At 63.8% G+C, this 26,773-nt stretch carries 33 protein-coding genes and 2 tRNA genes; 14 read left to right on the top strand and 21 right to left on the bottom strand.

Annotation, left to right across the window (positions count from 1 at the left end):
- Positions 1-35: 35 nt before the first annotated feature.
- Entirely contained in the window at positions 36-752 is a 717-nt protein-coding gene (locus L21_RS12150) for a small multi-drug export protein (protein ID WP_074370717.1), read from the bottom strand.
- A 111-nt stretch (positions 753-863) separates the two neighbouring features.
- Here L21_RS12150 and L21_RS12145 point away from each other — a divergent pair, with 111 nt between their 5' ends.
- A complete protein-coding gene (locus tag L21_RS12145; protein ID WP_074370716.1) occupies positions 864-1,130 on the top strand; it encodes a hypothetical protein in 267 nt (88 codons plus the stop codon).
- On the opposite strand, the gene L21_RS12140 is transcribed toward L21_RS12145, so the two are convergent.
- Positions 1,105-2,370, bottom strand: a complete 1,266-nt coding sequence (locus tag L21_RS12140; protein ID WP_074370715.1) for a hypothetical protein — start codon at positions 2,368-2,370, stop codon at positions 1,105-1,107. The genes L21_RS12145 and L21_RS12140 overlap by 26 nt on opposite strands.
- Before the next feature lie 174 nt (positions 2,371-2,544).
- Here L21_RS12140 and L21_RS12135 point away from each other — a divergent pair, with 174 nt between their 5' ends.
- The 3 genes from L21_RS12135 to L21_RS12125 all read left to right on the top strand — a co-directional run bounded on the left by L21_RS12135 (position 2,545) and on the right by L21_RS12125 (position 5,104).
- A complete protein-coding gene (locus L21_RS12135; RefSeq protein WP_074370714.1) occupies positions 2,545-3,720 on the top strand; it encodes an RNA-guided endonuclease InsQ/TnpB family protein in 1,176 nt (391 codons plus the stop codon).
- 78 nt (positions 3,721-3,798) lie between these two features.
- Positions 3,799-4,347 (top strand): diacylglycerol/polyprenol kinase family protein, encoded by a 549-nt coding sequence (locus L21_RS12130; RefSeq protein WP_074370713.1) that lies wholly within the window; start codon positions 3,799-3,801, stop codon positions 4,345-4,347.
- Between the two features lie 76 nt (positions 4,348-4,423).
- The gene (locus L21_RS12125; protein WP_074370712.1) at positions 4,424-5,104 is read left to right on the top strand and encodes a hypothetical protein; all 681 of its coding nucleotides are present in this window, start codon (positions 4,424-4,426) and stop codon (positions 5,102-5,104) included.
- A 14-nt stretch (positions 5,105-5,118) separates the two neighbouring features.
- On the opposite strand, the gene L21_RS12120 is transcribed toward L21_RS12125, so the two are convergent.
- The 6 genes from L21_RS12120 to L21_RS12095 form a co-directional block, all read right to left on the bottom strand.
- On the bottom strand, positions 5,119-6,117 hold the full coding sequence (locus L21_RS12120; RefSeq protein WP_074370711.1) for a cation diffusion facilitator family transporter: 999 nt from the start codon (positions 6,115-6,117) through the stop codon (positions 5,119-5,121).
- A 76-nt stretch (positions 6,118-6,193) separates the two neighbouring features.
- A complete protein-coding gene (gene pyk, locus L21_RS12115; RefSeq protein ID WP_083608995.1) occupies positions 6,194-7,693 on the bottom strand; it encodes a pyruvate kinase in 1,500 nt (499 codons plus the stop codon).
- Between the two features lie 90 nt (positions 7,694-7,783).
- Positions 7,784-8,992, bottom strand: a complete 1,209-nt coding sequence (locus L21_RS12110; protein WP_074370710.1) for an energy-coupling factor ABC transporter ATP-binding protein — start codon at positions 8,990-8,992, stop codon at positions 7,784-7,786.
- On the bottom strand, positions 8,989-9,765 hold the full coding sequence (cbiQ, locus tag L21_RS12105; protein ID WP_074370709.1) for a cobalt ECF transporter T component CbiQ: 777 nt from the start codon (positions 9,763-9,765) through the stop codon (positions 8,989-8,991). The genes L21_RS12110 and cbiQ overlap by 4 nt, the downstream gene beginning before the upstream one ends.
- A gap of 39 nt (positions 9,766-9,804) precedes the next feature.
- On the bottom strand, positions 9,805-10,104 hold the full coding sequence (locus L21_RS12100; RefSeq protein ID WP_074370708.1) for an energy-coupling factor ABC transporter substrate-binding protein: 300 nt from the start codon (positions 10,102-10,104) through the stop codon (positions 9,805-9,807).
- A complete protein-coding gene (locus tag L21_RS12095; protein WP_074370707.1) occupies positions 10,101-10,793 on the bottom strand; it encodes an energy-coupling factor ABC transporter permease in 693 nt (230 codons plus the stop codon). The genes L21_RS12100 and L21_RS12095 overlap by 4 nt, the downstream gene beginning before the upstream one ends.
- Positions 10,794-10,925: 132 nt before the next feature.
- Here L21_RS12095 and L21_RS12090 point away from each other — a divergent pair, with 132 nt between their 5' ends.
- Positions 10,926-12,257, top strand: coding sequence for a cobyrinic acid a,c-diamide synthase CobB (locus L21_RS12090; RefSeq protein WP_074370706.1), 1,332 nt, complete (start codon positions 10,926-10,928; stop codon positions 12,255-12,257).
- 42 nt (positions 12,258-12,299) lie between these two features.
- On the opposite strand, the gene L21_RS12085 is transcribed toward L21_RS12090, so the two are convergent.
- On the bottom strand, positions 12,300-12,917 hold the full coding sequence (locus L21_RS12085; protein WP_256713208.1) for a cupredoxin domain-containing protein: 618 nt from the start codon (positions 12,915-12,917) through the stop codon (positions 12,300-12,302).
- A gap of 364 nt (positions 12,918-13,281) precedes the next feature.
- On the opposite strand from L21_RS12085, the gene L21_RS12080 reads away from it, so the two are divergent.
- The 3 genes from L21_RS12080 to L21_RS12070 all read left to right on the top strand — a co-directional run bounded on the left by L21_RS12080 (position 13,282) and on the right by L21_RS12070 (position 16,639).
- A complete protein-coding gene (locus tag L21_RS12080; RefSeq protein ID WP_074370705.1) occupies positions 13,282-14,130 on the top strand; it encodes an aldo/keto reductase in 849 nt (282 codons plus the stop codon).
- A 94-nt stretch (positions 14,131-14,224) separates the two neighbouring features.
- Positions 14,225-15,427, top strand: a complete 1,203-nt coding sequence (locus tag L21_RS12075; protein WP_074370704.1) for an MFS transporter — start codon at positions 14,225-14,227, stop codon at positions 15,425-15,427.
- A gap of 63 nt (positions 15,428-15,490) precedes the next feature.
- Entirely contained in the window at positions 15,491-16,639 is a 1,149-nt protein-coding gene (locus L21_RS12070) for a CPBP family intramembrane glutamic endopeptidase (RefSeq protein ID WP_074370703.1), read from the top strand.
- A 29-nt stretch (positions 16,640-16,668) separates the two neighbouring features.
- On the opposite strand, the gene L21_RS12065 is transcribed toward L21_RS12070, so the two are convergent.
- The 6 genes from L21_RS12065 to L21_RS12040 form a co-directional block, all read right to left on the bottom strand.
- Positions 16,669-16,941, bottom strand: coding sequence for a type II toxin-antitoxin system RelE family toxin (locus tag L21_RS12065; RefSeq protein ID WP_074370702.1), 273 nt, complete (start codon positions 16,939-16,941; stop codon positions 16,669-16,671).
- Positions 16,926-17,171, bottom strand: a complete 246-nt coding sequence (locus L21_RS12060; RefSeq protein ID WP_074370701.1) for a DUF7557 family protein — start codon at positions 17,169-17,171, stop codon at positions 16,926-16,928. The genes L21_RS12065 and L21_RS12060 overlap by 16 nt, the downstream gene beginning before the upstream one ends.
- A gap of 101 nt (positions 17,172-17,272) precedes the next feature.
- A complete protein-coding gene (locus L21_RS12055) occupies positions 17,273-17,929 on the bottom strand; it encodes a CDGSH iron-sulfur domain-containing protein (protein WP_074370700.1) in 657 nt (218 codons plus the stop codon).
- A gap of 173 nt (positions 17,930-18,102) precedes the next feature.
- Positions 18,103-18,189 (bottom strand) — tRNA-Ser (locus L21_RS12050).
- Positions 18,190-18,230: 41 nt separating this feature from the next.
- Positions 18,231-19,139 (bottom strand): RNA-guided pseudouridylation complex pseudouridine synthase subunit Cbf5, encoded by a 909-nt coding sequence (locus L21_RS12045; RefSeq protein ID WP_074370699.1) that lies wholly within the window; start codon positions 19,137-19,139, stop codon positions 18,231-18,233.
- A gap of 5 nt (positions 19,140-19,144) precedes the next feature.
- The gene (locus L21_RS12040; protein ID WP_074370698.1) at positions 19,145-19,825 is read right to left on the bottom strand and encodes a uroporphyrinogen-III synthase; all 681 of its coding nucleotides are present in this window, start codon (positions 19,823-19,825) and stop codon (positions 19,145-19,147) included.
- Positions 19,826-19,914: 89 nt separating this feature from the next.
- Between L21_RS12040 and L21_RS12035 the strand changes: the two genes are divergently transcribed.
- From L21_RS12035 to L21_RS12010, 6 genes are read left to right on the top strand one after another with little or no spacing between them, the layout of a single operon-like run.
- Positions 19,915-21,126, top strand: a complete 1,212-nt coding sequence (locus tag L21_RS12035) for a tripartite tricarboxylate transporter permease (protein ID WP_074370697.1) — start codon at positions 19,915-19,917, stop codon at positions 21,124-21,126.
- 34 nt (positions 21,127-21,160) lie between these two features.
- Positions 21,161-22,021, top strand: a complete 861-nt coding sequence (locus L21_RS12030) for an NOP5/NOP56 family protein (protein WP_074370696.1) — start codon at positions 21,161-21,163, stop codon at positions 22,019-22,021.
- The gene (locus tag L21_RS12025; RefSeq protein WP_074370695.1) at positions 22,018-22,620 is read left to right on the top strand and encodes a fibrillarin-like rRNA/tRNA 2'-O-methyltransferase; all 603 of its coding nucleotides are present in this window, start codon (positions 22,018-22,020) and stop codon (positions 22,618-22,620) included. The genes L21_RS12030 and L21_RS12025 overlap by 4 nt, the downstream gene beginning before the upstream one ends.
- Before the next feature lie 31 nt (positions 22,621-22,651).
- Entirely contained in the window at positions 22,652-23,386 is a 735-nt protein-coding gene (locus L21_RS12020) for a DUF1614 domain-containing protein (RefSeq protein WP_074370694.1), read from the top strand.
- Positions 23,387-23,437: 51 nt separating this feature from the next.
- Positions 23,438-23,854, top strand: coding sequence for a DUF7557 family protein (locus L21_RS12015; protein ID WP_143727301.1), 417 nt, complete (start codon positions 23,438-23,440; stop codon positions 23,852-23,854).
- A 2-nt stretch (positions 23,855-23,856) separates the two neighbouring features.
- Positions 23,857-24,132: a hypothetical protein gene (locus L21_RS12010; RefSeq protein WP_074370692.1), complete on the top strand. Its 276-nt coding sequence runs from the start codon at positions 23,857-23,859 to the stop codon at positions 24,130-24,132.
- 96 nt (positions 24,133-24,228) lie between these two features.
- Here the strand turns inward: L21_RS12010 and L21_RS12005 are convergent, their stop codons facing one another.
- The 6 genes from L21_RS12005 to L21_RS11980 form a co-directional block, all read right to left on the bottom strand.
- Positions 24,229-24,546, bottom strand: a complete 318-nt coding sequence (locus L21_RS12005) for a DUF86 domain-containing protein (protein WP_083608993.1) — start codon at positions 24,544-24,546, stop codon at positions 24,229-24,231.
- 42 nt (positions 24,547-24,588) lie between these two features.
- Complete coding sequence (gene mntA / locus L21_RS12000; protein ID WP_256713207.1) at positions 24,589-24,975, bottom strand: type VII toxin-antitoxin system MntA family adenylyltransferase antitoxin; 387 nt, start codon at positions 24,973-24,975, stop codon at positions 24,589-24,591.
- 187 nt (positions 24,976-25,162) lie between these two features.
- Positions 25,163-25,351 (bottom strand): type II toxin-antitoxin system HicA family toxin, encoded by a 189-nt coding sequence (locus L21_RS11995; RefSeq protein WP_256713206.1) that lies wholly within the window; start codon positions 25,349-25,351, stop codon positions 25,163-25,165.
- Between the two features lie 28 nt (positions 25,352-25,379).
- Positions 25,380-25,640, bottom strand: a complete 261-nt coding sequence (locus L21_RS11990; protein WP_074370689.1) for a type II toxin-antitoxin system HicB family antitoxin — start codon at positions 25,638-25,640, stop codon at positions 25,380-25,382.
- 137 nt (positions 25,641-25,777) lie between these two features.
- Entirely contained in the window at positions 25,778-26,605 is an 828-nt protein-coding gene (locus L21_RS11985) for a TIM barrel protein (protein WP_074370688.1), read from the bottom strand.
- Between the two features lie 48 nt (positions 26,606-26,653).
- Positions 26,654-26,726: transfer RNA gene (locus L21_RS11980), tRNA-Gln, on the bottom strand.
- Positions 26,727-26,773 lie beyond the last annotated feature (47 nt).

Genomic DNA, 26,773 nt, shown 5'->3' with positions numbered 1-26,773 from the left:
GGTCTGTGAAACTACTCTCGTCGTTGGTTATGCCGTCACCGGGGTGTCCTGCCCCGGAGCCGCCCCTTATGCATCCGCCATCCCACGACGGCGGCCAGAACGGCGACGACGATCGCGGCCACGATGCCGATCCCGAGCGCGGGGTTCTGCCGGTAGACGTCCAGGAGCATGTCGGAGCCGAGGGCAAAGATGAGGCAGGAGGCGAGCGACCCGGTGCAGACGCAGGCAAAGACCCTGCCCATCTCCAGCCCGAGCAGCCGGCCGAGGATTGCCCCGTTCATCGCCCCGGTCCCCTGGAGCGGGAAGAAGACAAAGAGGATAAGCCCGATCGTCGAGAATCGCCGGAGCCAGGGCTGGCTCTCGGTATAATTCCTGCCGATCGTCATCCCGCTCTCGAGCAGGCGGCCGATGATCGGGATCTTCAGGGCCAGGTCGAAGTTCCAGACGACGAAGAGTGAGACGGCCACGTCGAGGAGGAAGATCACGGCCGTGATGAGCCACCAGGGGTAGCCCATCACGATCGCGATGGGGATGATCGACTCTTTCCCGGCCGGAGGAACAAAGTAGGCAACGATCAGCCCGGAGATGACGAGGAACTGCTGGTAGGGCTCGATCAGGTAGAGCGCTGCAAAGATGGCCGGGATGATGGCAAGCGGGAGAACAAACTTTATGGAGCCGGCAAGGTAGGGGTTTGCGAGGAGGTCTTTGTACCCCTCCGATCCGGGCGTATCGGTCATATCGTCTGCGCTCATAGGTCGATCTCCGGCAGGGAGATACTCAATTCAGATTGGGGTTTTGGGGTTAATACGTTATCTGCAGAGATTCCAGCAGATTCAAGTTCATGAAGCGCAAGGATAGGTAGCATGACCCCTGTTCCCGTCACCCGGCCGCCCCGCTCCCTTCCCGTTGTCGATGCCGGCACCCGGGAGAGCGCGCTCTGCACGATTGCGAACGTCGCGACCGCACTCGAGACTCTGCGCGAGGTGAGGAAGCACGTTCGCGGCGACCACAAGCGGCGCCTCGACGACGTCGCGGTGGTCCTCCGCGTCGTTGCGCTCGACGCCCAGGCGACCTATGCGATCACCGACGAAGAAGCCCGGTCGTTCATTCGGGACTGCCGCTCGAGGTAAGGTCGCCGGGCAGCACCGGTTCGGTGAGGGCGTGAACGAAGCGTTCCCACCGGTCCGCACCGTCCCCGACGTAGTCCCGGACGATCCGGTAGCCCTGAGCGAGGGCCACCGGGTACGCCCGGAGCTCCTCGATGAGCCGGAGACGCACCTGTGCGGCCTCCGCCTCGAGGAGCAGAACATCCTGGAGGAGCCTGCACGCCTCCTCCCGCGACAGGGCGCCGCCGAGATGCCCGCGGGCCACCCGGGCGTTTCCCGTGAGGTTCAGGGCCGTGGACGCGGTAACGACGGTGTCGAAGAGCTCGGCATCCGCCTGCTCAAACCCGGCCAGGGGGAAGAGAACCTCCTCGAAGAACCGCGCGCGCTCGGGGCCGGGAAAGATCATCTCCTCCCCGAGCACGGCGGCCCCTTCGGCGACCGTCGCGAGCGGCGATGCGAGGGTGACGACCGAGTGCTCGATCCAGCCTCGGGCACGGACGAGCGCCGCCTCCCGGATCGTCCGCATCGTGTGGCGGCCGGGGTAACCCTCGTGACAGGCGTAGGCGAGTGCCCGGTCGACGGTGACCGGCAGATCGGCGTTCACCCGTACGAGGCTCGCCCCATCCCCGAGGTAGCGGATGAAGGCTTCCCACGGCTCCCCGGCGGCGTAGCCGATCTCAAGCCGCTCCCCTGCCGGGAGCGGCAGGCGTTCGGCCGTTCTGCGACGACTTTCGGCAAATGCTGCCGAAAAGACCGGTTCCAGCAGGTCGGGCGGGACGACGAACGCGTCCATGAACGCCCGGTAGCGGACGGCAAGGTCGCCATCTCCGGGGAGACAGGCATCGAGCGCTGCATGGAGTTCGCTGTACCAGTCAGGTTCGTCTTCCGTCGCCGCGACCCCGTAGAGCGCCTCGGTCTCGGCATCGAAGGTGAGGTTCTCCCCCGCGAGGATTCCGGCACGGGTCTCGAGCGCCCGGATCATCTCCCGGAGGTGGGTGTGGCGCATGCGCCCGGCTTCCTCCAGGTGGTCGGGATCGATCCTGTCCAGGGTGGCAAGGAGGTCGGCGGCGTACCCGGCGATCCGGTCCGGCGGGACCGTAACCGTGAGCGCCTCATCCTGCACCGCCGTCGGGCCGAAATAGGCATCCACAAAGACCGGATCGTGCACCCCGAGCCAGAGTGCGCATTTGACGTAAAATCGCGCCACGGCGTCCATATCCCTGGCTTCGGCAGCGTTCTCTCCGGTGTAAGTTGAGGGCTCCATCTGTCACCTCCTGCTGAAATGTGCGCTCTCCGGCTACTTAACTTGCGGGGGTGAAGGGGACTGAGCGGGACGTCCCCGGTCGATAGATCGGGGACGGACGCACCGCTGCCCTTCTCCACTTTCACACTGCACGGATCACGTCTATCTTCTTTCAGATGAACACTCTTGTTGTCTATGCTCATTTCCTACAAGTATCGAGCGTATCCAGATGCAACCACTGAGGCACGGCTGAATGCCGCACTCGATACCTGTAGGTGGCTCTACAACAAACTCCTTGAAGAGTGTAATACCACGCGAGAAACCGGGGTCACTCCGACGATGCGAGGAATGCAGGCGCGGATTGTCACGCTGAAAGAGGAGAACCCATTTCTGAAGGACGTGTATTCAAAAGTCCTTCAGATGGTGAACTATACCCTCTGGAGCAACATCCGTGCTCTGTCGCAGACAAAGAAACGAGGGCGGAAGATCGGCAAACTCCGGTTCAAGAGCGCATCCCGGTATCGGACGCTCAATTACAACCAGTCCGGGTTCAAGATCGACTGGGAAAACAGTAGGATTGCCTTCTCGAAGATCGGAACAATCCCATTCACCATGTATCGACCCTACAGTGGGAAGGTGAAGGGCATCCTGATCACCCGTTCCGGTGATAGATGGTATGTGATCGTTCAGGTAGAGCAGACAGTGTCTGCATCAAAGCGTGAAGGGCGTTCTGTCGGCGTCGATGTCGGGTTGGATTCATTTGCGGTCGATAGCGATGGTATGGTGATCGAGAATCCCCGATTCTATGAGCACTCGCTTGACCGGATTAAGAAGTTGCAGCAGAGCGTTGCCCGGAAGCAACGCTTTTCACAGAACTGGAAGATGGCAAAAGGGAAACTGGAGAAGGCGTATGACCATATCACGAACCAGAAGAACGATTTCCTGCACAAACTTTCTCGTCAGTATGTTGACACCTATGCAACGATATGCGTTGAAGATCTGAATATCAAGTATCTGAAAGAGAACGGCAAATCTCGCGGGTTCCGGAGAAGTATCCACAGTGCGTCGTGGGGACGATTCTTTTCGTATCTTTCGTACAAGGCTGCAAGGGCTGGTACGAATCTTATCAAAGTCGATCCCCGGAATACGACGCAGATGTGTTCGAACTGTGGGAGTATCGTGAAAAAGGATCTCTCTGTGAGAGTTCACGAATGTCCATATTGCGGGTTTGTTGTCGATAGAGATTACAATGCTGCGGTGAATATTCACCGCGTGGGGATGGAACAGCCCTTTGAGCCTGTGGAGCCAAGACCTCTCCATCACGTTTCTGTGATGCAAGTTTTGTCTATGAAGCAGGAAGCCCCGCCCTGAAGGGTGGGGTAGTTCACCCGCCGTGATCCGCATCCGCGGACAGAGGGTTTAACCGCTTCTGCGCCTACCTCTGGAGTGATGCACGAGTCGCTCCGGCAGGTCGTCCACCTCATATTCGGTCTCGGGATCGCAGGGTTCGTCCTCCTCTTCGACCGCGATCTCGCCCTCTCCGTCCTCGTGCTTGCTCTCTTTGCGGGTTTCATCCTCTCCGACGCCATCTCCCGGGGCTACACCGTCCCGGTCGTCTCGCCGATCGTCGCGGGCCTCGAGCGGCGCGACGCCGCCCCCGGGAAAGGAGCGCTCTTCTTTGCGCTCGGAGCCCTCTTCTGTATCGTCTTCTTTGCAAAAGAGGTTGCATTCGTCGGGCTCGTCGCGCTCTCGCTCCTCGACAGCGTCACCACCCTTGTCGGTCTCCGGTTCGGCAGAACCCGGATCTACAACCACAAATCGCTCGAAGGCACGCTCGCCGGGTTCGCGGTGACGGCGATCGTGCTCGCTCTCCTCCTCCCGCCCGGGATCGCCCTCGTGACAGCGGTTGCCGCGGCCGTCGCCGAACTGGCGAGCCCCGTGGACGATAACCTCGTCGTCCCGGTCGTGGCCTGCCTCACCCTCACGGCACTGCTCTGAGATCCGTTGAACCAGGCGGTTCAATTATTGTATATACGGCAGCCCCGGATCTCTCTTCCACCAGAGGTGAGGTTCGATGAAACGCATCATTGCAGCAATCATGATCGTCTTCCTCCTCCTCCCGGGACTCGCGGCCGCTGCTCCCGGGAGCTACGGCAGCCCGGGAGGAGAGCAGGTCGGGAACGGCGAGACGAACACGACGCCGGGGGGAGAGCAGCGGTTGAGGGCGGAGGAGAATGCAACCCCCGGCGGGGAAAGGAGCGTCCCTGACCGACAGCGGGTGAGGACGGAGGAGACCGAGGCGTCCGTGGACCGGGTGCGGGCCGCGGAGAATGCGACCCCCCCGGGGGGAGAATTCGCCCCTGACCGTAACCAGGTCCGGTTCGCAGTCCACGCCCTGCTCGGCGCTGAGAACCGGTCCGGCGGCATAGGACCGAACATCTCCGCCATCGCCCGGGAGGTCGACAACTCGGTCCAGAAGACCTTCGAGGCCGAGGAGCAGATCCGTGCCCGGCACGGCTTTATACGGTCCCTCTTTGGAGGCGATACGGAAGCCGCCCGGCTGATCGAGGAAGAGGCGCAGCGGAACCGGGAGCGGGCCATGGAACTCCGGCGCCTGATCGGGAACTGCACCTGCGATGACGCGACCCGGACGATGCTCCGGGAGCAGGTCCGGACGATCGAGCAGGAGCAGGACCGGCTGAGAACCCTTGCGAGCGAGGAGATGCAGGTTCGCGGCCTTTTTTCCTGGCGGTAAGAACCCCCGGCCTTTCACTTCTCTTCTTTTTCCCTTCCGCAGAGCGCGGGCCGGTCGCACTCCGGGCAGGTGGTGAAGATCCCGCAGCCGGAGCAGTCCTCGCCGGTGCAGGGCTGAACCCGGATCGTGACGTTCGTCCGGGGGAACTCCCGCCGCACGTCGTCTTCTACCTGTTTCACGATGCCGTATGCCTCTTCGAGGGTCGCGGTCCGCGGGACGACCAGGTGAAGGTCCACGAACCGGTTCGGTCCCGACCGACGGGTTCGGAGCCGGTGGAACCCGATGGCGTCCGTGCAGTGCCTGCTGATGATCTCCCGGATCCGATCCTCCTCGTCGGCGGGAAGGCTCCTGTCGACGAGGTCCTCGAACGAGCGCCGGATGAGATCGAAGGCCGCACGGAGGATGATCCCGGCGACCACGAGCGCGATGAGCGCATCGAGCACCACAAGACCGGTCAGCCGGATCAGGACGAGCCCGACGACGACCCCGGCGGATGTGTAGACGTCCGTCCGGAGGTGCCAGGCGTCGCTCTCGAGCGCGATCGACTCGGTCTTCTTCGCCACCGTCATCAACCGGGAAGAGACGTACACGTTCACCCCGGCCGAGAGCAGCATGACGGCGATACCGAGCCCGAGCCCCTCGACGTTCAGCGTCACCTCGCCGCCGAGGAGGTTCTTCAACGCTTCGTTGACGATCAGGACGGCCGCCGCGAGGATCAGGACCGCCTCGAGCAGTCCCGATACGCTCTCGTACTTCCCGTGCCCGAAGGTGTGGCACTCGTCGGGCGGCCGGGCCGACTGGCGAACCGAAACGTAGGCGATTAACGCGGCGACGAGGTCGATGGCGGAGTGGATCGCCTCGGATATGATGCCGACCGATCCGATGGCAAATCCGACGGCGAGTTTCGCCACCACAAGGAGCGAGTTCGATGCGACCGAGAGCCGTGCGGTCTTCTCTTTGAGCACGCTGTCCCTCTCCGAGATCTCCTGCTCCCTCGAAGCAACCATTCCCATGATTGATGAGTGTTCGTCCTTCGCCGGGATAGGGTTTGTCGTGCCGGAGGAAGGGGGTAGTCTTGCCGGCCGCCGCTCAGTCCACCGTGAGGATGATGAGCGAGTCGGTTCCTTCGCGTCCGGGGGAGACCCCTTCGGTGAGGACCACGCGCTCGCCGGGCCTGATCAATCCCGAGTCCCGGATCGAGTCGAGGATCGCCCCATGCCAGTACTCCTTCTCGCTCCGGATCAGGAACGGGCAGACCCCGTAGGAGAACGCCAGGAACTTGAAGGTGCTCGGGTTCCGGGTGAACGCGAGGATCCAGGCCCCGGGCTTGAACCGGGAGATGTTTCTCGGGGTGCTCCCGGAACGGGTGGGCGTCAGCACGTACCGGATGCCGAGCGCATCTATCGCCTCGATGACGTTTAGCGAGACGACGTCGTTGACGGTGATCTGCTCCCTGCCCTTCCCCTCCCGGAAGTAGGCAAGGGGGCTGCACCCGGCACCGACGAGCGAACGCTTCTCCTCGGTCGACCGGGCAATCTTTGCCATCATCGCAACCGTCTCGACCGGATACTTCCCGATGGACGTCTCCTCGGAGAGCATGACCGCATCCGTCCCGTCGAGGATGGCGTTCGCGACGTCGGTCACCTCCGCCCGGGTGGGCCGGATGTTGTCGGTCATCGACATCAGCATCTGGGTGGCGGTGATCGCCGGGCGGCCGAGGATGTTGGCCTTCTGGATGATCCGCTTCTGCACCGTGGGGACGTCCTCGATCGGCGTCTGGACCCCGAGGTCGCCCCGGGCGATCATGACCCCGTCGGTCTCCCGGAGGATCCCGTCGAGGTTTGCGAGCGCCTCCTGCCGCTCGATCTTGGCTATCACCCGGATGGACTTCCCGGACCGGGCGGCATACTCCCGTGCCTTCAGGATATCTTCCGCCCGCTCGATGAAGGAGATGCTGAAGGTGTCGAGCCCTTCGGCGAGCCCGAACTCGATGCACTCGAGGTCCCGGTCGGTCACGGCGCTGAGGGCGACGATCCCCCCGCCGCCGACGAGGCTCATCCCCTTGCGCGAGAGGAGGGGGCCGCCGATGACCACCGTCGCCCGGACCTCGTTCTCGGCAACCTCATCGACCCGGAGCTGGAGGAACCCGTCGTTGAGGAAGATGGTGCTCCCCTCCGAGACCAGCTGCGGGAACTGCTCGAAGTCGACGGGGATCCGGGATGGATCGCTCGACGCCGGAGCGGTCGTGAGGGTGACGGTCTCGCCTTTGTGGAGTTCCAGGGGCTCGTATGCGAGATCGCCGATCCGGATCTTCGGCCCCGGCAGGTCGAGCAGGATCGTGACCGGGCGGCCCGTATCCTCCGCGGCGGTCCGGATGTTTCGGATGTTCTCCCGGTGCTCGTCGAACGATCCGTGGGAGAGGTTGAGCCGTGCGACGTTCATGCCGGCGAGGAGCATCCGGGAGAGGACCTCCCGGGATCGCGATGCGGGCCCGATGGTACAGACAATCTTTGTTTTATGGTCGGGCAGGCTCATTCGCTTCCGTTTCGCCTGCTCGGATATCCGTTGCAGCACCTCTTCGAGCATCATGAGTACTCTTCGGGTACCGTCACCGGATTAACCTTCTCCCCGGGGACGGTCGGCCGCCGGAAAAGCGAGCGTTGGGCGCCGGAACGCCGGTCAGATGGGGATACGGTCATCTTTCGCGAGGGAGGCATCCTCCGGCTCCCGGACCGGGATCACCGCGAGCGCCCGTCCGCTCTCGGCGCTGTACTCCCCGATACGGCGATGGACGTGTTCGACCATGCCCCCGGTGGTGATGATGAGCGAGTTCTCCCCGATGAGGGCTTTTAAGATGCATTTGTCGATGACGCCGTAGGTGTAGTCGAGGAGGATCCGTTCCCGGTTGGCGAACTCCTTTGCGCGGGTGCCCATCGCCCCGACGTGGTCGACGGTCCCGCGCTCCACGAGGCGCCGCACCTCGTCGCCTCCGGTCAGGTCGGCGTTGCAGAGGTAGATCCTCCCGTTCCTGTCCCGTGCCGGTGCGTGACCGTGCATCGCCCGCTCGATCCGGTCGGTGAACTCGAGCACGCTCTTTGGAGGAGCGTCCCGGTCGATGACGCCCCGGAGACCAAGTTCGTTGTAGAGGTCGAGGAGGGCGGGAGGTTTCAGCCTGGCGGACGCGAGGAGGGCGTGGTCGGAGAAGACCGCTTCCGGCGGCCCCCGGGCGAGGACGCTTCCGTGTTCCATGAGCACGACCGAGTCGGCCCAGCGGTAGGCGAGTTCGACGTCGTGGGTGGATACGAGCACCGTCCGGCCGGAAGAGGCGAGTTCGTCGAGGAGTTCCATCACCTCCTCGGAACTTGCGGGGTCGAGGGTGTTCGTCGGTTCGTCGAAGACGAGGACCGCCGGTTCCATCGCGAGGATGCCTGCGATGGCGACCCGTTTCTTCTCGCCGCCCGAGAGGTGATGGGGCGGCCGTTTCTCGTAGCCCCGGAGCCCGACGTAGCCGAGCGCGTCCCGGACCGCCCGCCGGACGGCGTCGGGGGGGAGGCCGAGATTCACCGGCCCGAAGGCCACGTCCGCTTCGACGGTCGGGGCGACTATCTGGACGTCGGGGTTCTGGAAGACGAACCCGACCCGCCGCCGGAGTTCGCGGAGGCTCCGGTTGTCGTAGGCGAGCGGTCGGCCGTCGAACCGGATCGCGCCCGAGGCCGGCCGGAGCATGCCGTTGAGCATCAGGAGAAGCGTCGATTTCCCGGCGCCGTTCGGCCCGACGATGGCGGTCTTCGAACCGGCCTCGATCCGGACGCTCACCCCGGCGAGGGCTGCGGGGCCGTTCGGGTAGGCGTAGGCGACGTTCTCGGCTTCAAGCAGCGGTTCCGTCATACGAGCACCACCCCCCCGGTGGAGACCGAGACGCCGAGGACTGCCGAGAGGTAGAGGAGGCCGCCCGCGAGTGCGGGAACCGAGACCGGCCGGGAATCGCTCGGGATGCCGAGTTTACCGTCGTAGCAGCGTGCGTCCATCGCAAGAACCAGAGATTCGCCGCTCTCCCAGGTTCTGATAAAGAGCGCTCCGGCGAGCATCCCGAAGGAATGCACCGACTCCCGGAACCTCCTGTAGCCGAGCCGCATCACCTGCGAGCGGTAGATCTGTCCTGCTTCCTCGATGAGGATGAAGATGAACCGGTAGGTGAGCATGGCGAGATCGATGAGGACGGCGGGAACCCTGAGTTTCCGGAGGAGATCGAAGATCTCGGTCATCGGCGTCGTGAGCGCGATGAAGTAGAGCGAGCACATGCCCCCGAAGACCCGCGCGAGGAGGAGAAGGGCGAGGTTCGCGCCGTCCGCCGTGATTGCGAGGGGTAGACCGGGGACTTCGAGGAGCACCGCCCCGCCGCCGGTGATGAAGAGGATCACGACGATGCTCATCGCTGCAAATGAGACCGGAACGAGGAGGAGTTTTGCGTAGAACCGTGCCGGGATCTTTGCAAGGGCAAGGACGGCGGCGCTCATCGAGGCCGCGACGAGCAGGGGGGCGACGGGACCCGGCGATGAGACACAGAGGAGGATGCTTGCAAGCCCGATGAAGAGTTTGAGCCCCGGGCTCGTCTCCCGGAGGTTGTTGGTCTGGGCAAAGTCTTCAAGCACCTCGTACATTGCATCTCCCCTATCTCTTTGCGGGATTGCCGGAAAAAATCAGGCGGCCTTCCTGCCGGCCTGCCAGTAGCCGAAGATGTAACCGATGATAACGGCGCCGATGGCGGCCTGCAGGGCAAAGAGGAGCGACTCGATCTCACCGCTCGGGGGCTCCCAGAAGGGCTCGATCCAGGGCTCGTAGCCGGTTGCTTCAATGAGCCCGGCGGCCTCGCCGTCGGCCCCGCCCCAGGCTTCCTGCCCGTCGCCGAGGGTGGCCTGTATCGCGGCGTCCTGGACGAGGAAGACGGCGGCGAAGACGATGATGAGCGCGGCGACCGCGATCTCCATGCCGTACTTCATGCTGCGGCCTCCCGGAGTTTGTTGACGGTGCTCTCGGAGAGCAGGTTTAAGCGCGTGAGGATCTCGGGTTTGAGCTGGACGATGTACTTGAAGACGAGCATGATGATCGCACCCTCGATGATGGCGAGCGGAACCTGGGTGACGGCGAAAACCGCGGCGAATGCCGAGAACGCCCCGAAGAACCCGGTAGTCCCGGGGAACGCGAGCGCGAGCTGGATCGAGGTGACGACGTAGGTGACCAGATCCGCAAGAGCTGCGGCGATAAAGACCGTCGCGTAGGTGTTTGCGCCCGCCCGGGTTCCGGCCTTATAGATGAGGTAGGCGACGGCGGGTCCTGCGATCCCCATCGAGAAGACGTTCGCGCCGAGGGTGGTGATCCCGCCGTGCGCGAGGAAGACCGCCTGAAAGACCAGGACAATCAGCCCGAGGACGGCGGCGATGCAGGGGCCGAAGAGGATGCCCCCGAGCCCCGTCCCCGTGGGATGGGAGCAGCTCCCGTTGAACGAGGGGAGTTTGAGCGAGGAGAGGACGAAGACGAAGGCGCCTGCGACCGCGAGGAGCGGCAGGGCTTCCCGCTTCTCCCGCACAAGTTTGTTCAGCTGGTACAATCCGATGACGATGAAGGGCAGGGAGACAAGAATCCAGATCTCCCACCAGGGGCTTGGCAAGAATCCTTCCATGATGTGCATGATATCACCAGTGGCTACCGCCGCGAAGGCAAGCAGAACAAATTTGTTTTACCTAAGGCAAACTAATTTGATGTACCCTGGTTATCTCCGGTCATATTTATCTTCTGCGGTATTCAACACTAGAGGAACGTTATGCGCCATATTCCAGTGATTGTCGTTGCGGGAACCCACAGCGGCTGCGGCAAGACCACGCTTGCAAGCGGCCTGATGGCGGCGCTCGCCGCCCGAGGACTCGCCGTCCAGCCCTTCAAGGTGGGCCCGGACTTCATCGATCCCACGCACCATTCGGCTATCTGCGGCCGGACGTCCCGCAACCTCGACCCGTTCATGATGGGGGAGGCGGGGGTGCGGGAGACGTTCGTCCGCACCTCTGCCGGGGCCGATATCGCCGTCGTCGAGGGTGCGATGGGGCTCTTCGACGGGCTCGAAGGAACCGATACCGCGAGCACGGCGCACGTCGCGAAGATCCTCGACGCCCCGGTTCTTCTCGTGGTCGACGCGGGGGGCGCGTCGCGGAGCGTCCATGCCATGGTCCAGGGATACGCGGGGTTTGATTCGGCCGTCCGGGTCGCCGGAGCCATCTTCAACCGGATCGGGAGCCCCCGCCACCTCGCCATGATCGAGGAGACGAAGAGCCTCCCCATCTATGGGGGAATCCCGCGGCGAAAAGATCTTGTGGTCGAAAGCCGGCACCTCGGGCTCGCGATGGCGGCCGAGACGGGGATGATGGCGCGGTTCGGCGCGGTGGTCGAGGAGACGTGCGATCTCCCGGGGCTCATCGACCTCGCCCGGTCGGCCCCGCCCCTCCCGGCACCGGCGGAGGAATCCGCCCGGCCGGAGACCGGGGTGCGCATCGGCGTCGCGAACGATGCGGCGTTCTGTTTTTACTACGCGGACAACATCGACCGGCTCGTGCGGGCCGGGGCGGAACCGGTCTTCTTCTCGCCGATGACCGACCGGCTCCCGGACGTGGACGCTCTCTACCTCGGGGGCGGCTACCCGGAGCTCCACGCAGAGGCGCTCTCCTCATCCCGGTGCCGGGAAGATCTCCGCCGGGCGGCCGATGACGGGATGCCCGTCTATGCCGAGTGCGGCGGGCTCATCTACCTCACCGATCGGCTCACGACCGACGAGGGGGATTACCCGATGGCCGGCGTCCTCCCGGCGGCGGCGGAGATGACGGGCCGCATCCAGGCCCTCGGGTACGTCGAGGCCCGGGTTGCCGGGACGGCACCGATCCTTGCCCCGGGGTCAGCCTTCCGGGGCCACGAGTATCACTATTCAAGGCTCGACTGTGCCCGTGACGCCCGGTTCGCCCTGGAACTCCTCCGGGGCCGAGGGATCGACGGCGGCCGGGACGGGCTTATCGCGCAGAACGCGGTCGGACAGTATACCCACGCCTACTTCCCGGAGGGGTTCGCCGAACGACTGGTCGAGGCGGCCGGAGCATACCGGCGGACGTAAGGGGATGTTGCTCCCCTACGGCCGCCGGCGCAAAAAAAAGTGTCAAGCGGTGACGATGATCGTCCCGGTAATCCCGGTCGTCTGTGACTGGTAGGTGTAGTTGTCTGCGGCGTTGAAGGTGTAACTATAGGAGTCCCCCGGCGCAAGCATGCCGGAGTTGAAGAACCCCGTTGCCCCGGTCGCCGATACGGTCTGGTTCGACGATGCGTCGTTGGTCCATCCCACCGTGGTGCCTACGGGTACGGTGAGCGTGTCCGGCACGTACCCGCTCTCGGTGATGGAGACGATCTCATCGGCAACGACGGCCGCCGGCGGTCCCGGCGGGGTCTCCGTCGCGCCCGCCGGGGTCGTCGCCATCGGCGTTTCGCCTCCCGCCGGGGTTGTCGTCGTTCCCATCGGTGTCTCGGTCCCCACCGGAGTTGTCTCGGTCTCCATCGGCGTTGTTGCCGTTGTCATCGGCGTCTCTGTCTCCATCGGGGTTCCCGTCTCCATTGGTGTCTCCGTTATCGCCGGCGTCTCCTCTTCTGTTCCCATCGGGGTCTCGGTGAGTCCCGGAGTTACACCGGGCGTCACCGTCTCGTTGCCCGCTGGCTGCACACACCCTGCGATCATGATGCTCGCGATCACCATGAGGGCAAGGATACCAAACATCCTCTTCATGCGGTGGACGATGCTTCTTGACGTAAATAAACTTTGCCCCTCGCGTGAAAACTGAAATCCGTGGTTTAAATCCGTCGCAGCAGCACCATGCCCGGCCGCCGGGGTATCGGGATTTTCTCATAAGTTCGTTAGCCCGCTACGTTCATCAAACACCCCATGGGGCTGAATAAGTGGCACTGTGCCCCTGTTTCGGTGTGCCGCCGGGACACCCGATCCCGTCCGGCCGGCACCGGAGCGGGGTGGAGTTCCCGCCTCCGAACTCCTCTGAGGTTCGGAGAGAGGGGGGCCCGCATCGCGGGGCCGTTCGTTCCTCCCTTCCGCCCGGCTATAAGGTATTTATAGCCGGGTAAGGATAGGGGGTTCTATGGGGGCACCGGGCAGGCGCAGGTTCGGGAAGACCGGGCGGGAGGTCACCGCCGTGGGCCTCGGGGGAGAGGGCATCCTCAGGACGTACGGACGGCATGCCGAAGCAAACGCCGTCATCATGGAAGCACTCGATCAGGGGATCGCCTACTTCGACTCGGCGAAAGCCTACGCGGGGAGCGAGGACTACTACGGCGAGGTCTGGAGGAACCGCCCCGACCTCCGGGCATCGGTCTTTCAGGCAAGCAAGTCGGCGAGCCGGCTCCACGCGGACGCAGAGCTGGATCTCCAGGCGACCCTTCAGAGGATGGGCATCGAGACCCTCGACCTCTGGCAGATCCACGATGTCAGGACGTTTACCGATATCCGGGAGGTCGAGGGGCCGTCCGGTGCCCTCGAGGCGTTCATCGAGGCGAGGGAGTCCGGCATCGTCCGGCATATCGGGGTGACGGGGCATCACGACCCGGACGTCCTCTCACACGCGGTGGAGACCTGGCCGGTCGATGCCGTGATGCTGCCCGTGAACCCGGTCGAGGAGGTGCTCGGGGGGTTCCTGGACACGACGCTCCCCGTCGCACGGGAGCAAGGGGTCGCGGTCATCGGGATGAAGGTGCTCGGCGGGTCGAACTACCTCGTCCCCGGTGCCGGGGTGACGCCCGAAGTCCTCGTCCGCTACGCCCTTTCCCGGGAGGTCTCCATCGCGATCGTCGGATGCTCGACGCCCGCGGAGGTGCAGGCGCTTGCCGCCGCCGGCCGGAGCGGCCCTCTGCCCGACGACGAGGCGGCGGCGCTCGTTGAAGCGTTCCGGCCCCATGCGCGCGAGCTCGCCTACTACCGCGGATTCCGGTGAGGCGGCCCCGGCAAAACCTTCTTCTGCAACCGATATAACCCGGCGGCGCCAACCTACGAGCGAAGAGCAGTTCTTTCTATGGAGATGAATCAGCATGACGACCGGAAACCCGCATCGGCTCCGTGCCTTCAGGAGCCGTATCGCCGCATCGCCGGACGCTATCCTCGTCCTGGTCGCACTCGTCATATTCATGGATATGGCGATCTACGGCCTCCTCATCCCGGTCTTCCCGGAGTATGCCCCCCGGCTCGGGGTGGACGAGTCGTTCGTCGGGATCGTCTTCGGGCTCTACGCCGCGATGCTCCTCCTCTTCTCCATCCCGATGGGTCTCCTCTCCGACCAGGTGGGCCGCCGTCCGCTCATCGTCGTCGGGATGCTCCTCCTCGCCCTTGCGACGGCGCTCTTCGGCTTCTCTGCCACGGTCACCCACCTGATCGTCGCCCGGGCGGTCCAGGGGATATCCGCTGCCGCCACCTGGTCAGCGGGGCTTGCCCTCATCGCCGAGACCTGCGACCCGGCACGGCTCGGCGAAAGGATGGGGATCGCCCTCTCGGCGGTCGGGTTCGGGACGGTCATCGGCCCGGTCCTCGGGGGGCTGCTCTTTGAGTACCTGGGCTACACCGCGACCTTCCTCGTCCCGGCGGTGCTCGTGGCTGCGGTCGGTCTTGTGGTCCTCGCCGTCCCGGTGCGCACCTGCAGGCAGAACGAGCGGTCGACGATGCTGCCCGACAAGAACCGGCGCCTGCTTGCCGCCTGTGCGGTCGTGGTCGTCGCGGTGGCCGCGACCTACGGTGTCGTGGACCCCTATCTCCCGGTCCACCTGCACGCCGCCTTCTCGGCGTCCCCGGCAACGATCGGGCTTGTCTTCGCGGTCCTTGCGGTCGCGGCCATCCTCGCCCAGCCGGCCGCAGGGAGGATCTTCGACCGCTACGGGGGGAGCCGCCACCTCATCAGCGGCGGCCTCCTCCTCTCGGCGGCCGCAATCGTCGCTGCCGTGCAGGCTCCCGCCCTCCCCCTCGCCACCGCCGCCGTCTTCGTCCTGGGGGTCGCCCTGAGCTGCGCCATCGTCCCGGTGATGCCGATCCTCGCCGGCATCTACCGCGACCACGGTTCGCAGGGCGCCGCTTACGGCATCTACAACACCTTCTACTCCCTGGGTCTTGCGGCCGGACCGTTCGCGGGCGCCGCCCTCATCGGCCGGGTGCCGCTGCCGGTGCTCTTCCTGCTGCAGGCCATAGGTCTCGCGATCACGGGGGCGGCGGGCTGGCTTGCCGCCGGGAGACCCGGGTGGCGGTGAACCTGCGTTACCTTCATTGCGGCCGCGCGTGAACAGGTACCCTATTTCAGACCGGGAACCATCATGTCACGAGAATTTTTCCAACGACACGCACCCGAACTGCTGATCGCTTTCTTCGGCCTCATCTTCCTGGTTGCCGCCTTCGGGGAGACCGGTGGGGAAGTGGGAGCGTTCCTCACCTCGGCGCTCGATGTAGCGCTCTTCGTCATCCTTGCCATGCTTGTTTATCTCGCCGGAACCCGGCACCCTCTGTTCCGGTGGATCGCCGTCCTCTGGCTCCTGGTCGTGGTGGCCGGGCTTGCGGCTATTGCAACGGGGTTCGGCGCCATAGCGATCCTGCCGCCGGAGATGCTCGAGGCCGAAGAGATCGATCCGGAGACGATCGACCTTGCCCTGGCCGTGGAGGTTGCGCTTCTCCTCCTCGGCGTCCTTGTCGCGGGATTTGCAAGCCTCGTCGGGCTCTCCCGCCGGTTCAGGGGATGGCTCGCGGGGTACCTCCCGTTCGACCCGGACTCCCTCCTCCATACGGTCGCGCTCGTGGTCATTCTCGCCATGATCCTCATCCCGCCCATACCGCTCCTTGTCACGGGGGTTCCGCCCTTCCTCTCGGAGCCGTTCCTCGACCTCCTGCTCGAGTCCGGGGATCTCTTTGCGGAGTCGATCACGCTGAACGCCTACACGCTCTTCTGGACGCTCATCGGCTCGTTCTTCATCGCCGGAGCGTTCATCCGGCGGACGGGGTGCGAGACCCTCGAACGGCTCGGACTCGTCCGCCCGACGGGGAAAGAGGTCGCTTTTGCCGTCGGTGCGGGTCTCGTGCTCGTTGCCGTCTTCCACTTCGTTGATCTGGCGCTCGCCATGCTGGTGGGCTGGCTCGGCCTTCCGGTCACCGACATGGAGGCCGTCAACCTGCTCTTTGCCGGAGCGCTCACGATCCCCGGGGTCATCATGGCATCCGTCGCGGCGGGGTTCGGTGAGGAGGTGAGCATCCGCGGCCTGCTCCAGCCCCGGTTCGGCATCCTCCTCCCGGCGCTCCTCTTCGCGTCGCTCCATGCGTTCCAGTACAGCTGGGACGGCCTCATCTCGGTCTTCCTTGCGGGGATTGTCTTTGCCTATATCCGGCAGTATACGAACACGACGACGTCGGCGATCACGCACACCATCTACGACCTGGTGCTCTTCTCGATGATGCTGGTCGGAATATCGATCTGAGGGGTGAAACCCTTTTTTTCCGAAAAAAATCAGTGCTTCCGGTATACTCTCGATCGATGACCTACTTCCACCACGACGATCAGAAGGACCTCATCACAGATATTCAAAATAGCACGGTATTTTCCGACCCGCAGTGAATAGAAAGGGTTCTGGCCTCCTCCTTTCAGTTTCTTCACGTGTCGGGTGGGATCCGGTTCCTGAGCGAGCGCCTCCACCTCGTCGAGGATCCGGGTTCCGACACTCGCGGGCATCTTCGCGAGGTTCCGCACCACCGCCGCCGTGAGTTTTACTCTGTATCCCATACCGCCTGCAACTCGGCGCGCGCTTCTTCCAGGGTATACAGGCGGCCTGCCTTGATATCTTCGAGCGACTCCTCGATTCCCCGGATAGCCTCGGCGCTCAGGGGCTCTTCGTCCTCGGCGGTATTCATGAGCCGCCTGATAACATCGTCAAAGGTCTCGCGAGGGTACCGCTTCATCCCTGCCAGCCGCTCCTTCGTCTCCCGGGATACCCACACTGTCGTCTGAGACATACTATGATCTATAGTGGGCTATTGAATATCATCGTTGCGATCGTCCTCGACACTTCTCTGCGACGCTATCTCTTGCGTCGTAAAGACGGGGATCGAATCGTTTACCGCCCGATGTGGATCCCGTCGCAGAACGGCTTATTCCGCGATCTCCCGCACCCGCAGAGGGTAACTCGGTTTCTGATCGTATAGGTTCTCCCGTCGGCGGACTCGACAGGGATCCCGCCGCGAACCCAGAGCGGCCCATGTTCACCCCTGGCGGGATTTTCGATCACGACAATGGATTTTTCAAAAACAGGCTCGATCGCCTCACCGCTCTTTCGATCACGGAGAGCGAGCCGACCGGAGGGGCAGTTGCACGCTTCATCTATCGCCGTGTCCCGGGCGTCCGGGATATCGGACCGCTCCGTGAGGTTCCAGATCCCCCCCGCCCGCAGGCAGAACCGTGCGTGCGCACAGAGCCCTTCATAATCGGTCAGTTCCAGTTCCGGTCCTCTGATGACGGTGGGGTTCTCAAGGTATGGTTCATCTCCTGCAGTCTCGATACCGTTAAAGTGAACCCTCGCGTGCGTCCCGTCGTAAAAGGGTCTGTTCTTCGAATGCCCGCAACGGCATAAGGCATATTCTTCCCGCAGGGGATACTCCCGTACCTTTTGCCATGAACGGCAGTCGCCCCTGTCATCGTTGGCGATCTCCATCACCATGAGCGGGATGCTCCCGGTCACGATGTATGGGCCGTTTTTGCTCACCTGGATCTTCATGACATCGCCCCCGGTAGCTCTTCTGCATGTTAATCTATGGGTGAAGGGGGCCGAACCGGGGAGTTCTCACGCTAAAGGGTAAAGAACACGGCACAGCCGGAGAGAGTTGCGACAGGAAACTGCAGGGCAGCCTCCGTGAAAGATCCGACAAAAGAATCAATCTTATGTTAAAACGCTGAGGGGGAGATTTGAACTCCCGAGGGGCTCAACGCCCCACGGGCTTTCCAGGCCCGCGCCCTACCGGTCTAGACTACCTCAGCACGGAATGTGCATCATTAGTTGGCGGGATATTCTATTAATATTAACTCCTGGCGTGCGCTTTCCAGCCGCGGGGATAGGTGCCGGGCTGCATCAGGACGGAGGTGGGCGCGATGACGAACCCCGGTTCCCCGGGCTTCAGCGCCGACGAATTGACGAGGCCCTTCCCGAGCCCGACGAGTTCGCCGCGCCCGGTCATGATCGCGACCGTCTCGCCCTTTGCAAACCCGCCCTCCTTCCCAACGACCCCCACCCCGGCAAGCACCGCACCGTGGCAGACGGCATCGACGGCGGTGTCGCGGATGACGACCTTCGCAAGGTCGGCGACGGCGGCCGCCGCGGGGAGGATCATCCTCTGCAGGGGCTCCCCCTCCCCCTCCCGTGCGACCGCAGCGGCATCGGCGAGTTCGTGGAGCGTGACGGCGGCGGTCTCGTCGAACGATCCCGAGCGTATCCTCCGGAGTTCCTCCATGTGGGCGCAGGTCCCGATCGCGTAGCCCAGGTGGATGCAGAGCGTCCGGATGTAGGTCCCGGCGTCGCACCTGACCCGGAAGAGGACGAGCCGGCCGTCCATATCGAGGATATCGATCTCCTGGATCTTCCTGATCCGGAGATTCCTCTTCACCGCACTCTTCCTCGGCGGGCGCTGGTAGATCCGGCCGACGAACTCCGCTGCCGCCTGCTCCACGCTCTCCCGGGAGGCGTCGGCGTGGAGACGCATCAGGCAGACGTACTCCTTGTTGTGCGAGAGGAGGACGGGGGCAAGCCGGACGGCGCCGCCGAACATGACGACGAGCACCCCGGATACCTGCGGGTCGAGCGTCCCGGCGTGGCCGACCCGCCGCCCGAGGATATTTCCGACCCAGGCGGTCACCTGGTGGCTGCTCGGCCCCCGGGGCTTGTCGACGACGACTATCCCGGACTCCGGTATGACGGCACTTTCACCGGTCAACCCTCTCACCTCCCTTCCGCATGGCGGTTCAGCGCTTCAAGCGTTCCCGCGAGCGACCCGTCCCCGACGACCGCCGGGGGATGCCCGCCTGCCCGCATGGCATCGGCGGTGATCTCGCCGATGGCGACGAGGAGGAGGTCGTCACGGGGCTGCCACCGGGCTTCCCGGTAGGACATGGCGCTCGTGAAGAGGACGGCTTCGGCACCGTCGAGCGCGAGTTCGGAACCTGTTGGGACGAGGGCGTAGACCCGCTCCTCCCGGACGGTTCCCCCCGCCGTGGCGATCGCCCCGAGAAGGCCGGGGTTCGGGACGTCGGCCCGCGGGATCCCGACTGTCCGGCCCCGGAGCCACTCCCCGAGGTAGGGGACAAAGTCACGAGAGTAGAAGGTGGGAAGGACCTCCGCCTCGATCCCGAACCCCCGGAGGACCTCGGCGGTCTTCGGCCCGATCGCGATCACCCGCGGCCACCGTTCGAGTCTCGGCCCGACGATCGCCGCCGGGAGGGCGCTTGAGAAGAAGAGGCAGTCGAACTCGCCGCGGTGGACGGCCTCGACGAATGTATCGACCCGCTCGGGCCGCAGATCCGCCCGGAGCGGCGAGACCGTGTAGCAGTCGTGACCGTAGGTTGCGCAGAGGGCGCGGTCTCCCGCCGCCTTGTTCTCGAGCCGGGTGATGGCGATCTTCATCGTTACAACCTTCGCCCCGGTGGAATATGACTGTATCGGGGAACGCAATTCGGTTGATTTATCCCCCCCCGCTCCGACCGTTATTTCACGTGCTCGCGAGTATCGTGCTTGGGACAGTGGTCGGCATCGGTTGCGGCACCGTGAGCGGCCTCGTTCCCGGGATCCATGCAAACACCGTGGCGGGCGTTCTCCTCTCTCTCCAGGCGCTCCTGCTCGCCTGGTTCGATCCGGCCTTCATCGCCTCGGCCATGTTCGCCACGCTCGTTACGCACACGTTCCTCGACAACGTCCCGGGCACCTTCCTCGGCATCCCCGACGCCGACACATCGCTTGCGGTCCTCCCCGCGCATGCCCTCTGCCTCGAAGGCCGGGGAGAGGAGGCCGTCAGGATATCGGCTCTCGGAAGCGCCGCAGGAGTCGCCTTCTCCCTCCCGCTCGCGGTGGCGTTCGTCCTCTTCCTCCCCGGGCTCCAGTCGGCGATCGACTGGGGGATCGGTCTCGTCATCCTCGCCGTCGCCGGCTACCTCATCGTCGTCTCCGAGTCCCCCGGGTGGGCGCTCGCGGTCTTTTCGGTATCCGGGCTCCTCGGGCTATTCTCGCTCGGCTACTCCTTCCTCGCATGGCCGACGGGCGGCGAGTCCGGGGTGCTGATGCCCCTCCTCTCCGGGCTCTTCGGGATCGCGGTCCTCCTCCATGCATCGCACGGGACGATGCCCGAACAGCGCTTCTCGGGGATTGACCTCCCTGCGGGCGCACTCCGGCGGGGTTCCCTCCTCGGTTCGGCCGCCGGCGCTCTCGTCGGCTGGCTCCCGGGCCTCTCGAGCGCCACGGCGAACGCACTTCTCACCTCGGTCGTCGGCTACGACTCGAACCCCCGGGAGTACATCCTTGCGACGAGCGCCGCAAACACCGTGAACGCCTTCCTCGGGCTTGCGGCATTCTACGCCATAGCCCGGACGCGGAGCGGGGTGATGGCGGCGATCGGGGCGCTCGAGGAGATCCCGCCGGCGACCGCCATTCTTCTTGCGGGTGCGATAGCCGCGGTCGGCGCCTATCTCCTGACCGTCCGTCTCTCGTCGATGGCTGCGTGGTTCTCCGGCGTGAACATCACGAGACTCAACCACGCCGTCATCGTCTTCGTCGCCGTCCTCTCCCTCTTCCTCTGCGGCCCGTTCGGGGTGCTCGTCCTCCTGCTCGCGACAGCCGTCGGCTATGTGCCGTCTCTCGTCAACATCCGCCGGGTCTACTGCATGGGGGCGATCATGGTCCCGGTGATGGTCTACTCCTTCGGTCTTGCCTGACGTTCTTATATCGACTGCCTCCCAATACCGTACCATGCTACAGCGCTACTGGTTCGGGGACGTCGACGAGGAGGGGTGCCGGGGGGCCGGCACCGATCCGGCCGCGCTCGCCGGGCGGGCCGCCGAGCTCCGCACCGGTATGGAGTCCTACGTTCCCATCGGCTGGGAGGCTGCCCGGGACTGCGGGGTCGTCCGGACACGGGAGGAGTACGTCGACCTGCTCCGTTCCGTCTGCACCGTCCTTGCCCGGCAGAAGATCGCCCGGGCGTACCAGGGCCGGGACGTCGAACTTCTCCAGATGGTCAGGATGCTCGACGAGCTCGACAACGTCATCAACCTCCTCTCGGAGCGTGCGGCAGAGTGGTACCAGGTCACGAACCCCTCGTTCTCCCGGAAGTATCGCAGTCTCCCGGCGAAGAAGATGCTCGCCATCGTCCGGAAAGGGGCGCGGGGCGGGTTATCGGATGTCTCCGACGAGATCGAGCGGCTCAGCGGGGCGCGAAGCCGCCTGATGCGGGAGGTCTCGGCCCGGGCCGATGAGGTGATGCCGAATACGAGCGCACTCATCGGCGGGCTGGTCGCGGCCCGGCTCCTCTCCCGTGCGGGGGGGCTTGCCACACTCGCGAGGATGCCGGGGAGCACCATCCAGGTTCTCGGCTCGGAGCGGGCGCTCTTCTCGCACCTCCGGGGCGGGACTCCGCCGCCGAAGCACGGGATCATCTTCCAGCACCGCCGGGTCCACAACGCCCCGAAGGATGTGCGGGGCCGGGTGGCCAGGGTGCTTGCGGCGAAACTCGCCATCGCCGCCCGGCTCGACTACTACCGGGGCGAGGCGGTGCCGGAGTTTCTCGAGGGCGCCCAGGCGCGGATCGACGAGGCGGGGGTCGAGGCATGATTTGGCTCGGGAACATGCTGGTCTCGCCCGGCGAGGGCGGGGTCTACGGGGAGCGGACGCTCGACGGTTATCGGGTCTGGGATCCCTACCGGAGCAAACTTGCGGCGCTCTACACCCTCGGCGGCGGGGTGGAACTGACGCCGGAAATAAGGGTGCTCTACCTCGGTGCGGCGAACGGAACTACGGTCTCCCACGTCGCCGACTACGTCGAGACGGTCTACGCGGTGGAGTTTGCACCCCGGCCGATGCAGGACCTCCTCGAGGTGGCCCGCCGGAGGAGGAACATCGTCCCGATCATGGCCGATGCAGGGAGGCCGGATGAGTATGCCCCGTTCATGGAGGGGGTCGACCTGGTCTACCAGGACGTGGCGCAGCCGAACCAGGTCGAGATCGCGCTGAAGAACATCGTCTTCCTCAAACCGGGAGGCCATCTCATCCTGATGCTCAAGACCCGGAGCGTGGACGTCCGGCAGGACCCGGCCGAGGTGCTCGCCGGGGCGCGGGCCGGGCTTGAGCGGCATCTCGATGTCGCGGACGTCCGGTGGCTCGATCCCTACCATCACGACCACGCCGCGATCGTCTGCACCCTCCGGGAGTAGTATATATTAGAGGGGAGGGCGACTCCTTGACATGGACCGGGTAGTCTTCAACCCCTTCTCCCCGCTGATGCTCCTCTTCTTCTTCGGACTGCTCGCTCTTGTTCTCCTCGCCGTCATTGTCTTCCCGATCCTCTTTCTCTCGGCGATCGGGGCGACGTTCACGCGGCTCGGGTTCACCTGGTGGCAGGCGCTCCTCATCCTCCTCCTGACGCTTATCGGGAGTTTCGTCAATATCCCCGTGAAGACGCTTGAGGGTCGGCCGGGGGCGCCAGCCTACGACCGCTACGCCGTGATGTACGGGCGGCTCTACCGGATTCCGCAGCAGGCGCCGCGGACGGTGCTCGCGGTCAACGTCGGCGGCGCCGTAATCCCTGTCCTGATATCGCTCTACCTGCTCTATGACTCGGTCGTTCTCAGCGGCGGCTATCTGCTCTTCGCCCTCGCGCTTGCCGGGGTCGCGGTCGTGACGGTCACGACAAAACTCGTCGCCCGTCCGGTGCCGGGCCTCGGGATCGCGACGCCGTTCTTCATCCCGCCGCTCGCGGCGCTCTTTGCGGCGCTGATCCTCTCGCTCTTTGCGGGCGGCGTCCCGGGCTCGTCGGTGATCATCGCCTACGTGAGCGGGACGCTCGGCACCCTGATCGGGGCGGACCTCTTGAACCTCCACCACATCGCTGAACTGGGGGCGCCGACGGCGAGCATCGGCGGGGCGGGAACGTTTGACGGGATCTTTTTAACCGGGATCATCGCGGCGCTTCTGGCGTGAGGGTCGTTTGATCAAACTCAATATATACTCCCCCGGTGGTACATGGTGGTAATGTCGGAGATGACATCGATCAAGATTGCAACAGAGGTGAAGGATCGGCTCAATCATCTCAAGGTACATCCTCGCGAGACCTATAGCGATCTCATCGCCCGGTTGGCCTCTTGTGTGCAAACGGAGCAAACCCCATGGTACATACCTCTCATCCATGTCAGGATCCAAGGAGTCGTCCGGGAACTCAGGCGTCCTATTGAGATCTCGATCGAGATGGATGAAGGGGAATATATCATGTATAACCACGAGTACCGTCTGCTGGTCGTTGCCCCCGACCTCTCTGAAGGTTTGAAGGATATTATTGACGAATTTGAGGAAAATTGGAACGATTTTGTCCAGCAGGACGAGAGCGTTTTACTCGGGAGTGCTATCGACCTGAGGCGGAAGTTCCTGGCGCTTTTATCCGAGGAGGCCTGATTGTGCCTCGAAAAAACAAGGTTATCGTGCGCCGCCTCATGAAGAAAGGGTTTGACGCCCGTATGTCAAAGCACATCAAACTGATATTCATGTATAACGGTCGTGATACGGGAATTCGTACATGGGTCTCCCATGGTAAAGCGGAGATCAGCGATCAGTTGCTCTCCCGTATGGCGGAACAGATCAATCTCTCCCGGCAGCAATTTCTTGATCTCATCGACTGCCGGCTCGATGAATCTGGATTGATTGCGATCTATGGGGAGATGCACTTATTGTGATGGCGGATGGATCTGCCGGGTCAGGATGCCCCACCCGGCAGATGCAGGGCGAAGGTGAAAACACAACTGGTTGAGCATGTGGGATTCACGTAAGTTCTAACATACCTTGATCAGTTCAAAATGGCGAAGGAACGGTGCAAGGACCCCGGATGCTTGGGGCACGGCTTCCAATTTTAAGTTCTGCCGTGCCGCGGCGGCGAGCACCCCATACTGCACGAGGTTGTCGAGAATGTTCTCATCGGTGCCGGGGACACCGAGGTGGAGATCGGCGTTCAGGATCGCGCATATATCAAAGACATTCTCGATGGCGTACTCGACACGTTTGTAGATGCCGTCTTTAACGATGCCGAGTTGCCTGAATGAATCGGCCGAGTCGGGGAGGTGTTCTTTGACCAGAACGACGCTCTCGGTCATCTCCTGGAGTTTGATACGGATTGCCGTCCCGGATCTTGCCCGTCACGCTATCGCCTCCTTGCCGATGTAGTCGTACAATCGGTGCTTGAAGTCGTCGAACTCCCGGATCGTCCGGTACGCGACGTCGTAGAGGAACCGCTCGTCGGGACAGTAGACTACCTTTCCCTGGAGGACATCTGTTCGGAGATAAAGCGGCAGGTGGGAGAAGATCTGGATGTCGTAGCGGTCGTCGGCGAGTTCGGAGAGCGCCGCAAACCTGAACCGGGATGCTTCCTCGCGGTCTCCGTCGTAGTAGATGCAGATATCGATGTCGGAGCCCTCTCTCGCCCGCCCTTCGGCAACGGAGCCGTAGAGGATGATGAAGCGGACTCTCTCGAAACCCTCGATGATTCTCATCCGCTCCAGTGCGTGCCGGACAAAATGGTTCACTTGCTCTCCCCCTCCTCGGAAGTTCTGTAGGTTCTAGATGTAGATCGCTCTCACACTAACGTTTCCTGCGGTGCGGGGGCGAATAGGGCTGGTCGTCTGTCCCATTTCCCCGCAAGATCAATATTGCCATCCGGGGTCCCCGGATGGCCGTTCAGTCTCACAACCACAGAATAGATGATATAGACCGCTACCCGGCGAGCCGATTCCATTCCTCACGGGATATGCCCGCCTGTCGGAGGATGCGCACGAGCAGGTCGACGCTGATCTCTCTCCCGTGTGGGTTTGGGATGGTCAGAACGAGATCACCTTTCACCATGAACGGGTGTCTGCCTCCCCGGCACGGCCCCGCGAATCCCAGGGCCTGAAGATTCTTCACAAGTTGGTTCCATGAGACGGGTCTGATCCTATGCTCCGGCACCCGTATCAATCCTGACGATCTCTCCCACTGTGCGGCCGGCGATCGGAGGTATCGGGAGGCCACGCCGGAGTCGTATAATTAACCATTCGTCGATGACGCCGGCAAGGTTTCTCCTGCACTCCTCGAGCGTCCTGCCTGTTGCAAAGACCCCGGGAAGTTCCGGGATCTCTCCGTAATACGGTTCATCGTCCTCGATAATCTCGTAGTTGGCGTGTTCGAGTGCCGCGTTGATATACTCAAGGATCATTATATACTTCAATGGGATTGCCCCCGCATATAGGATTTTGCTTTCCCCGGCCAGGCGGGATCACGACTGCTGGCTATTAGCCATTCGGTTCGGTGTCGGTTATCCCCGGGGTAGCCCCGATACGGCAGGGACGCGATTCACTCGCCGGCGCGATCCCATAGTCCAGCAAAAATCCGCACCTGCCGGGCGTAGACATCCGCCGAGTCCTCCTTGTACTCGAGCGTCGTCGGGACGGCGGGGTGCCGCCGCAGCCGGGCAAAGACCGCTGCAAGATCGAGGCCGCCCTCAGGGTGGTCGAGTGCGAGGTGCTCGTCGGTGATCGAGCCACGCCGGATGTTCGAGAGGTGGTGGAGGGCCACGTCGAGGTCCTCGAACCGCTCCAGTTCCTCCGAAAACGAGAGGCGGCGGTAGTTTGCGGTGCAGGCGAGGTGGGGGAAGTCGAGGCAGAACCGGGTGATCGTCGTGTCTGCAAGCGCCGCGAGTTCTTCGGCGGTGTTGCCGAGGAGAGGGTAGCCGGCGTAGACGGCGGGGAGGTTCTCGAGGGTGAGGCGGGGATCGGTGTGGCGGTCGAGGAAGTGGGCGAACTCTTCCACGGCGGCGAGCCGCCCGCCCGGCTCGTACCGGCCGGCGTGGAGGACGATCGTCTCCGCGCCGAGGGCGTCGGCGGCTTCAAACGTCCGAACCATCTCCTCCTCGATATATGCCTCGATCTCCTTCGCCGGCCGGTCGTCGTATGCCGCCGGGGCGCAGGGGTTGACGCCGTGGCTGTGGTGGGGTGCGTGGACGACGACCGCGATCCCGGACGCGGCGATCCGGTCGAGGCGTTCGAGGAAGAACTGCCGGGGCAGGGGGACGGCCTGCACCTGGATGTGCCGGATTGCGCTGTCTTCATAAAGCCCCGCGAGCAGGGCAAGCGTCCCTTCGTCGTCGAGCCGCACGGTGCAGCCGAGATTGTGATCAACCATATACCACCCTCCGGTGTATGCCGTTTGCAGACGGAGAAAAAGATTGAGTAGCCCGGAGCAGATTCGAACTGCTGTCGCAAGGTCCAGAGCCTTGCATGATTGACCGCTACACTACCGGGCTATTGGGCTCTAAAATGTTGTCTGTGAATCTTAATTAAAGTGACGGCC

This window comes from Methanoculleus chikugoensis (genome assembly GCF_900095385.1).
GTDB classification, from domain to species: Archaea; Halobacteriota; Methanomicrobia; order Methanomicrobiales; family Methanoculleaceae; genus Methanoculleus; species Methanoculleus chikugoensis_A.
The sequence above is the reverse complement of the archived record's forward strand: the minus strand, read 5'-3'. Positions and strand labels throughout refer to the sequence as shown.